The sequence below is a fragment of the Paenarthrobacter sp. PAE-2 genome (assembly GCF_026013155.1).
GTDB classification, from domain to species: domain Bacteria; phylum Actinomycetota; class Actinomycetes; order Actinomycetales; family Micrococcaceae; genus Arthrobacter; species Arthrobacter ureafaciens.
The window spans coordinates 100066-108715 of record NZ_JAPDNV010000013.1; the positions used below are offsets into that span (position 1 = coordinate 100066).

An 8650-nucleotide genomic window follows, 5' to 3' on the forward strand; every position below is an offset into this window, starting at 1 on the left:
AGCCTGCCTTCCGGGCGGAGTGTGCGCCACTATGCTTACCACTATGTCAACCAGCCTCCACCACCGCGCCGTCGAGCACCTGGGAACCCGGATCGTGGGTGGCACCCTCCCCACAGGCCACGTCATGCTGGCCGAGCACTTGGAAGAAGAGCTGAACGTCTCCCGTTCCGTCGTGCGCGAAGCAGTCCGGGTGCTCCAATCGCTGGGACTGGTGGAAACCATCAAGCGGGTGGGCATCAGGGTCCTGCCTGCCCACCGCTGGAACCCTTTCGATCCCCTGGTCATCCGCTGGCGGCTGGCCGGTGAAGCCCGCGGCGCCCAGTTGCGGTCGCTGGCTGAGCTGCGCTCCGCCGTCGAGCCCGTAGCTGCCGAACTCGCCGCCGGCAACGCACCGGACGCCCTCCGGCAGGAGCTCATGGACATCTCCCTTGCCATGCGGGAAGCGGGCGATGCCGGAGACACAGCCCGCTTCCTGGAATTGGACATCCGGTTTCACGCCTTGGTGCTGTCCGGCTCAGGCAACGAGATGTTCGCCAATTTGATCGGCCAGGTTACTGAAACGTTGACCGGCCGCACCGTTCACGGCCTGATGCCTGAGCACCCGCAGCAACAGGCCCTGCAATGGCACATCGATGTTGCCGAGGCGATCCATGCAGGAGACGGCCCCCGGGCCCGGGAGGCCTCGGATCAGATCATGCGGCATACTATTGCGGAGCTGGCCCCCATCTGGGAGAGCCAGCCCCGCGTCTTCGTTCCGGTGGCCAGGACCTAATCCCGGAAGTTCAGCAGTACCTTCCCGGACTCTGCCGAGTTCTTTGCCACCTCAAACGCTTCGAGGCCGTGGTTGAGGTCGAATTCGTGCGTAACCACGGGGTCCACGGCCAGCGAGCCGTCGGCCAATGCCGTAATGACCTCGTCGATCTCGTCGTTGAAGCGGAAGGAACCGAGCAGTTCCAGTTCCCGGGTAATGGCCAATGAAATGAAGACCGGCTGGGGACCTGAGGGCAGCAAGCCCACCATCACCACCTTGCCTCCCCTGGTGGCCCCCTTGATGGCCGACGCCAGCCCGAAGTGGCTGCCCGAGGACTCGATGACGATGTCGGCGTCGACGGCGGCAATGGCCTCGGCGTCGTCGCCCTTCAGAACCGCATCCGCGCCTACCGCGCGTGCAATCTCCAGAGGCTTGTCATGCATGTCGACGGCGACGATCCGCGACGCGCCGTTGCGCTTCAGCACCGCAACAGCCAAGGCGCCGATCGGCCCGCTGCCGATGACCAGGGCAGTCTTCCCGGCAACATCCCCGGCGCGCGCTACGGCGTGCCAGGCGACGCTCGCCGGTTCCACGAGGGCGGCTGTCCGGAGGTCCAGGTTTTCCGGCAAGGCCCGCAGCATCCTGGAAGGAAGGTTCGAGTAGCGGCTGAAGGCGCCGTCGGTGTGCGGGTACCGCGCAGCACTGCCCAGGTAGGTGCAGCCAGGAGACAGGTTAGGCCTGTCCTCCGGATACCGGACGTCGCCCGGGGCGGGAGTGGCAGGGTGAACAGCCACCGGCGTGCCGGCTTCCGGACCACTGCCGTCCGCCGCCTGCCGGAGGACGACCCCGACGATTTCGTGGCCAAGGACCATCGGTTCCTTGAGGATGGACTCACCGGCTGCGCCATGGAGCCAGTAGTGCAGGTCTGATCCGCAGATTCCCCCGTAGGCGATCTCAACGATCGCCTCGTCGGGTGCGGGGCGGGTGAGTGGAAGGTCTTCGATGCGCAGGTCGCCCTTGCCGTGGGCCACCACGGCGGGTCCTGTTGCTGGAAGCGTGATGCCCATCAGACCACCACCGTCATTCCGCCGTCGACGAAGATCGTCTGGCCGTTGACGAAGTTGGAGGCCTGCGACGCCAGCCAGACAGTGGGTCCGGCGAGGTCAGCCACCGTGCCCCAGCGGTTGGCGGGCGTCCTGCCCAGGATCCACGAGTTGAAGTCCTGGTCGTCAACCAGGTTCTGGGTCATTTCCGTGTGGATGTATCCCGGTGCAATGCCGTTGATTTGCAGCCCGGAAGCTGCCCATTCCGCGGTCATGGCGCGGGTCAGGTTCCGCAAGCCGCCTTTGGCCGCAACATAGGGGGCGATGGTGGGGCGTGCGAGGTCGGTCTGCACCGAGCAGATGTTGATGATCTTGCCGCTGCCCCTGGGGATCATGTGCCGGGCGGCTTCACGGCCCACCAGGAAGGCGCTGGTGAGGTCGGTGGTGATGACGCGTTCCCAGTCCTTGACGTCAAGGTCGAGCATGGGAACCCGGTGCTGGATGCCGGCATTGTTGACCAGGATGTCCAGTGGGCCGACGTTCTTCTCGACCCAGTCCACGCCCTCAGCGGCAGAGGCAGCGTCGGTGACATCGAAAGCCCGGCTTTGGACCCGTCCTTCGGGGTAATCGGCGGCCATTGCCTGCTGCGCAGCCTGCAGCCGCTCGCTGTTGATTCCGTTCAGCACCACCGTCGCCCCGGCGTCGGCAAGGCCCCGGGCGAGGGCGTTGCCGATCCCCCGGCTTGAACCGGTGACCAGCGCAACGCGGCCGGTCAGATCGAATAGTCCACTCATGGTTATGTTGATTTCCTTCGTGTTCGGATCCGGCAAGGGCTTGTTCGTGCCGGTCGGATGGGATTTTGTTAGCTGTTGGCCGGCGCCCCGGCGGGCGGTGACCAGGCGGGAATGGCGCCCAGGTTGGCGATGGCTTGCCGGACAACGGCCAGGTCCTGGTCACCCAGCCCTTGGCGCTTCAGTTCGGCGTAAAGCTCAGTAGCGGCCGTCGCGATCGGCACGGCGGTCCCGGCTGCCCGGGCGCTGTCCAGGACGAAGCCGAGATCCTTGTGCATGAACTTGGCAGGACCCGTGGGGTGATAGTCCTTGGCTGCGAGGCGGGGTCCAACGACCTCCAGGACACGGCTTCCCGCCAGCCCGCCGGACAGGACGTCAAACAGGGCTTCCACATCCATGCCCGAGTGTTCGGCGAGTTCCGCCGCCTCGGCGAGTGCCGCCGTCGTACTTCCCACGATCAACTGGTTGCACGCCTTGGCGAGCGATCCGGATCCCAGTCCGCCCATGCGCCGGACCGTGGAACCCATGGTCGAAAAAAGCGGGTGAAGCCGCTCGAAGTCCGTCTCGGATGCGCCCACCATGATGGCGAGCGTCCCCTGCTCTGCGCCCACCGTGCCGCCGCTGACCGGCGCGTCCACCACTACAACATTCCCGGCACTGGCCTCGGCCACGGTGCCACCGAACCGTCGGACTTCAGTCGGGGAGACACTGCTCATGATGACGACGGCGGTACCTGCCGCCGGGGGCACGGCCCGCCACGCGGACAGCAGGCCAGCGGCTGCATCCTCGATGAAGGGCAGGTCAGGCAGCATGAACACGATGACCGGCTCATCCCGCAGATCGGCGACGCTGGCCGCGCGCTTAATGGCCGGAACCGCGTCGAAGGCGCCTTCGGACCTGTTCCATCCCGTCACGTCCCAGCCGCCCGCAGCCAGGTTCGCGGCCATCGGAGCCCCCATTAGGCCCAGGCCTATGAAGCCTGCGCGCCTGCCGGGAGCCGATCCGGTGCTGTTCATGGGTTCGCCCTCACTTCTTCGTGGTCATGTCGGAGAAATCTGTTCAATATCCTAGCCGCCATTCAGTATGATGAACACTATGACGACTGATGAACTTACCATCGCGATCGCTGTACCCCTCGAAGCTGAGTATGTAGAGCAGATCCGTGCTGTTGACCCTTCCGTGACCGTCCTCTACGAGCCGGACCTGCTGCCCCCCGAGCGTTTCCCGGCCGACCACGCCGGCGACCCCCGCTTCGAGCGCACCCCTGAGCAGGAAGAGCGCTACTGGTCGATGCTGAACAAAGCCCAGGTTCTGTACGGCTTCCCGAACGAGAGCCCGGCAGGCCTGGCCAGGATCGCCGAAAGCAACCCCCGCCTGCAATGGATCCACGCCATGGCCGCGGGAGCAGGCGGCGCCGTCAAGGCGTCAGGCCTCGACACCGAAACCCTCCGGAAGTTCCACGTCACCACCTCAGCGGGCGTGCACGCGCTCCCCCTCGCTGAATTCTCCGCCTTCGGCATCCTGAACGGATTCAAGCGCAGTGCCGAGCTGGCCCAGGACCAGGCTGCCAAGGTGTGGCCTGAGCTGCGGACCCCCACCAGGCTTGCCAATGGCTCCAAGGTTGTCATTGCAGGCCTCGGCGAGATCGGCATGGAAACGGCGCGCATCGCACGGGCCCTTGGCATGAAGGTCAGCGGCACCAAGCGCAACGTCGAAGCCATTGAAGGAATCGACGAGGTCACCACCAACGACGGACTCGCCGGCCTGGTTGCCGACGCCGACGCCGTGGTCAACACCCTGCCCGGCACCCCCTACACGGAGAAGCTTTTCAGTACCGGGATCTTCTCCGCAATGAAGCCCGGGACAGTGTTCGTCAACGTAGGGCGCGGCACGGTAGTGGACGAGGACGCGCTGCTCGAAGCCCTCAACAACGGGCAGGTCTCCTATGCCTGCCTCGACGTTTTTGCCGTTGAGCCGCTCCCCCAGGACAGCCCGCTCTGGAGCCACCCCAAGGTGCTGGTTTCCCCGCACACCTCAGCACTCAGCGCTGCCGAGAACCGCCTCATTGCAGAACGCTTCTGCAGCAACCTCCGCAAGTTCATCGACGGGGAAGATCTCCCGCACCTCGTGGATCCGGTGCACTTCTACTAAACCCGCGCCGCCAACAAAGGCTCCAACCCCCGAACTGAACAGGCCGCCGGGGGTTGGAGCCTTTTGCTGTGTGGCCCACCCGCGGCGGGTTCGCGGGAATCCTGCGGGCACCCAGGGAAACTTCGCGCGGGCACGGCAGCTTTCCGGCGAACACGCGGGCCCGCGAACGCCAGCTTTCCCGCGAACGCGTGGGCCCGCTCCCGTCGCCGGAAAGCAGCCGCACACGCGAAAGGGCGGCTTCGCAGTGCGAAGCCGCCCTTTCAGGGGTTTACAGCGCCTACTTGGCGTCCTCCGTGCTGACGAGGTCGCGTCCCACCGTCTCCGGGGTGAAGAAGGTGGTGACGAAGGAGATCAGCGCCAAGACGAGCGAGTAGATGGCAAGGACCAGCCACGAATGGTTGGTGGCCGCCAGCAATACTGCTCCAAGCAGCGGGGCGATACCACCGGCGATGACTGCGGAAATCTCCCGGCTCATGGCCACGCCGGTAAACCGGTACTGCGAACCAAAAAGCTCAGGAAGCAAGGGGCACTGCGGGCCGAGCATGGACTGTACGCCGATCGCGATGCCCACTGCCATGACGATCCATACCAACGTGACGTTGCCCAGGGTGACCAGGTAGAAGGCCGGAACAGCAATGATCGCCTGGAAGAGGGCACCGTAACGGTAGACCGGAACACGGCCGAACCTGTCGGACAAAGCACCGAAGGTAACCACCAGGATGGCTGCGAAACCTGCGGCAATCAGCAGGCCGACGGGGCCAATGGAGTTATTGCCCGCGAAAACACCGGCCGGCATGCTCATGAACGACACCAGCAGCGCCGAGTAGATGGACGAGTTGCCGTTTTCTCCCATACGGAGCCCGATGCCCACCAGGACGTTCTTCTTGGAATGCTTCCACAGCGCACCGATGGGGTTCTTGACGACATTCTTGTGCTTCTCAAGTTCCTGGAAAGCCGGAGTTTCCTTGAGCTTCAGGCGAATGAAGACCGCAACGATGATAAGGATGAAGCTGGCCAGGAAGGGAACGCGCCACAGCCAGCCTTGAAGGACCGAGGTGTCCGCCATGGCAATCAGGGCAAACGTGCCGGCGCCCAGGAGCGTGCCGAGCTGGATACCCACGAAAGGCAGGGATGCGAAGAACCCACGACGGCGGCGCGGGGCCACTTCCGAGATGAGCGTCGTTGCGCCGGCCTGCTCCGCGCCGGCACCGAGGCCTTGGATGATCCGGAGGGTTACCAGCAGAACTGCGCCCAGCATGCCCGCCTGTTCGAACGTGGGCAGCAACCCGATGGCGAAGCTGGCGGTGCCCATTAAGGCGATGGTCAGGATCAATACCATCTTGCGGCCGAACCGGTCACCGATGAAGCCGAAGATCAGCCCGCCGAAGGGACGCGCCGCGAATCCGACGCCGTACGTGGCGAAGGACGCGATGAGGGCGCCGTCAGGCCCCAGAGGAGCAAAGAACAACGGCCCGAAGATCAAGGCCGAAGCCAAGCCGTAGATGTAGAAGTCGTAGTACTCCAGTGCGGAGCCTACGGAACTGGCCAGCGTTGCCCTTCGAAGCTGGTCCGGTTCTACAACCGCGTCGTCAGCCTCCGCTGCGAGCTTTGCATTGGTTTGAGTAATCACAAGCACTCCCTCAACATCACGCGAGGCCCCCGTTGGCCCGGCGAGATAGTGATGGCTTCAACCGCCAAGGTCACTATATTGAACAGCGTACAGCGAGTTGAATCACATGCCAATATTGAAATCAGATTTATTTGCAGGTCTGAGCGTGTCATCCCATTGGGTTACCCAAGGACCGGGCCAATTCCTTCAACTCCTTGACCATGAGCGCGCCCTGCTCTTCGGAATAGGTGGCCTTCAGTGCTGTTACGGACAGTCCAAGGCTGGGTCCATGGGCGCCGTGAGTAGGCACCGGCACGGCCAGGCAAACGACGCCGACGGTCGACTCCTCATCCTCGAAGGCGAAGCCTTGCTTCCGTATGGTCGCAATCTGGGCCTTTAACTCCTCGGCCGTCCTGAGGGAATTTGCCGTCATAACGGGCAGTGCCATGCCGTCCGGGAACATGGCCTCAATGTCATGGTCGTGGAGCTGGGCAATCAGCGCCTTGCCCACGCCGCACAGGGACACGGGCATTTTGTCGCCGATGTTGGACGTCAACCGGACAGCGGGGTGGCCCTCATAGCGGGCCAGATAAATGACGTGGTCACCGTCGAGCATGGCGATGCGCACCGTCTCCCCGGAGAGGGTGGGCGCTTGCTCGCAGTACTTGTAGAACTCCTGGACCTCATCAAGACGGCTCAGATACGCAGCGCCGAGTTCAACGAGCTTGCGACCCAACGCGAAATCGGCTCCTTGGCGGGTGATAAGCCGCGCCTCTTCAAGGGCAAGCAGCAGATTCGAGGTGGACGATTTGGGGATCCCAAGCTCCCTGGCGAGGTCACTCAGGGTCAGTCTCCCCGAGGGGGACCCGGCAAGGGCGTCCAGCACTGCGGCAGCCCGGGTCACGGCCGGAGCCGGCGACGATGCTCCCAACCCTTCTGAACGGGCGGTTCGGGAATCAGCCATGATTCTCCTTCGTCGTTGGATCCTGCTGTTCAGTCTGCTGAACAGATCCCATCATAGTGGGTTTCGGAGAGTGAGAACCTACGATTTCCGTCCCGGCGTTCCGGCAAAAGACACAGAACTGTTCATTGCAGTGATTGCTTTCCATTCATCCGGAGTTCGCTGTATATTCTTTTTCGAGCTCTCCACCGCGGCATCCCCCAATAGTCGCGGTGGAGAGCTCAGCCATTTCCGCGAAACAGCGGGTCCTGCCTTAAGCAACAGCGTTCATTTCTTCCCTGATGCACCACCCTCCGCCGGCGCCGTCGCGCACGAGTTCCCATGTGGCCAGGGCCGAACCCGGGTTGCTTCCGAGGCGGACCTGGACCTGGCACACTTCAATGTCCGCCCTGCCCTGCCCGCGAGGCATGCGCTTGGTAGTCTCCCACCAGGCCACCCGTTCAAACCAGCGAACGGGCTCGACCGCTATCTGCCATTCCCTGGCTCCCCGCACCACCGACTCGGGGGTGCCGTCAGCTTTGTTACGTATATAGACGTGCTCCATACCGAGGACACTAGGGGCAGGTACGGGTTATAGGACAAAACGTGTGTAACGGAGGGGCTTGCTTCTCAGTATCGGCGGGCGAAATTCGGGGTAGCTAAGCTTTTGGAGCTTAGTGTGGCTGGGGTGCTTGCATATCTGGGAAATGTTTGGTGTGTGGCCAAACGCTGGTTCGGAACGGGAAAACGTCAGCGGGCAAACAACGCTACCGGTGCCTGAACTGCGGGTCGAGCCGCTCTGGTGAACGCCCGGATGTCAGTCGCAGGGCCGAGTTGGAAGCGTTCCTTGGCTGGTTGATGGGCACCACCGGCCAGGCCGCTGCTGCCTCGTTTGGCACGGCCCGGTCCTTCCGTCGGCGCACTGCCTGGTGCTGGAACATCGTCCCGCGGATCCCTGCCACCGGTGAGGTCCATGACCAGATCCAGGTCGATGGGATCTACGTCGGCTCGTGGTGCTGTTTGATCGCTGTTGCCGGGGAACATGTGCTGGGCTGGCAGTGGTGTGACACCGAGAAGAAGACCGCGTGGGCGGCGTTGCTGCAACGGTTCCCGGCACCACGGGTGGTGATCACCGACGGCGGGTCCGGGATCGCCGCTGCCCTGTCGGAGTGCTGGTCCGAAACCGCGGTCCAACGCTGCCTGGTCCATGTCCAGCGGAACGTCCGCACCTACCTGACCAGCCGGCCCAGAACAGAGGCAGGCAGGGCATTGCTGCGGCTAGGACGGGCGCTGACACGGATCAACGCCCCGGCCGAAGCAGCAGCATGGCTGGCAGGGCTCAATGCCTGGCACCAGGAACACGGG

At 63.9% G+C, this 8650-nt stretch carries 9 protein-coding genes; 3 read left to right on the forward strand and 6 right to left on the reverse strand.

The genetic code is table 11. From position 1 onward, the window contains the following. Window positions 1–43: 43 nt before the first annotated feature. On the forward strand, window positions 44–772 hold the full coding sequence (locus OCL88_RS10690; protein WP_031215998.1) for a FadR/GntR family transcriptional regulator: 729 nt from the start codon (window positions 44–46) through the stop codon (window positions 770–772). On the opposite strand, the gene OCL88_RS10695 is transcribed toward OCL88_RS10690, so the two are convergent. The 3 genes from OCL88_RS10695 to OCL88_RS10705 all read right to left on the reverse strand — a co-directional run bounded on the left by OCL88_RS10695 (window position 769) and on the right by OCL88_RS10705 (window position 3601). Further along, window positions 769–1818 carry an L-idonate 5-dehydrogenase gene (locus OCL88_RS10695; protein WP_264962482.1) on the reverse strand — a complete coding sequence of 350 codons (1050 nt, stop codon included), beginning with the start codon at window positions 1816–1818 and terminating at the stop codon, window positions 769–771. The two genes, OCL88_RS10690 and OCL88_RS10695, sit on opposite strands and share 4 nt — an antisense overlap. Next, a complete protein-coding gene (locus tag OCL88_RS10700; protein WP_021470732.1) occupies window positions 1818–2588 on the reverse strand; it encodes an SDR family oxidoreductase in 771 nt (256 codons plus the stop codon). The genes OCL88_RS10695 and OCL88_RS10700 overlap by 1 nt, the downstream gene beginning before the upstream one ends. A 68-nt stretch (window positions 2589–2656) precedes the next feature. Beyond that, complete coding sequence (locus OCL88_RS10705; RefSeq protein ID WP_264962483.1) at window positions 2657–3601, reverse strand: NAD(P)-dependent oxidoreductase; 945 nt, start codon at window positions 3599–3601, stop codon at window positions 2657–2659. A gap of 67 nt (window positions 3602–3668) precedes the next feature. Here OCL88_RS10705 and OCL88_RS10710 point away from each other — a divergent pair, with 67 nt between their 5' ends. Next, window positions 3669–4736 carry a D-2-hydroxyacid dehydrogenase gene (locus OCL88_RS10710; RefSeq protein WP_166185464.1) on the forward strand — a complete coding sequence of 356 codons (1068 nt, stop codon included), beginning with the start codon at window positions 3669–3671 and terminating at the stop codon, window positions 4734–4736. A gap of 277 nt (window positions 4737–5013) precedes the next feature. Here the strand turns inward: OCL88_RS10710 and OCL88_RS10715 are convergent, their stop codons facing one another. The 3 genes from OCL88_RS10715 to OCL88_RS10725 all read right to left on the reverse strand — a co-directional run bounded on the left by OCL88_RS10715 (window position 5014) and on the right by OCL88_RS10725 (window position 7850). Beyond that, window positions 5014–6372 carry an MFS transporter gene (locus tag OCL88_RS10715; RefSeq protein WP_043427679.1) on the reverse strand — a complete coding sequence of 453 codons (1359 nt, stop codon included), beginning with the start codon at window positions 6370–6372 and terminating at the stop codon, window positions 5014–5016. Window positions 6373–6514: 142 nt separating this feature from the next. After that, window positions 6515–7309: an IclR family transcriptional regulator gene (locus OCL88_RS10720; protein WP_021470736.1), complete on the reverse strand. Its 795-nt coding sequence runs from the start codon at window positions 7307–7309 to the stop codon at window positions 6515–6517. 250 nt (window positions 7310–7559) lie between these two features. Next, the gene (locus tag OCL88_RS10725; protein WP_264962484.1) at window positions 7560–7850 is read right to left on the reverse strand and encodes a hypothetical protein; all 291 of its coding nucleotides are present in this window, start codon (window positions 7848–7850) and stop codon (window positions 7560–7562) included. A gap of 293 nt (window positions 7851–8143) precedes the next feature. Between OCL88_RS10725 and OCL88_RS10730 the strand changes: the two genes are divergently transcribed. Then, on the forward strand, window positions 8144–8650 hold a 507-nt coding region (locus tag OCL88_RS10730), incomplete at its 3' end, for a transposase (RefSeq protein WP_264962485.1).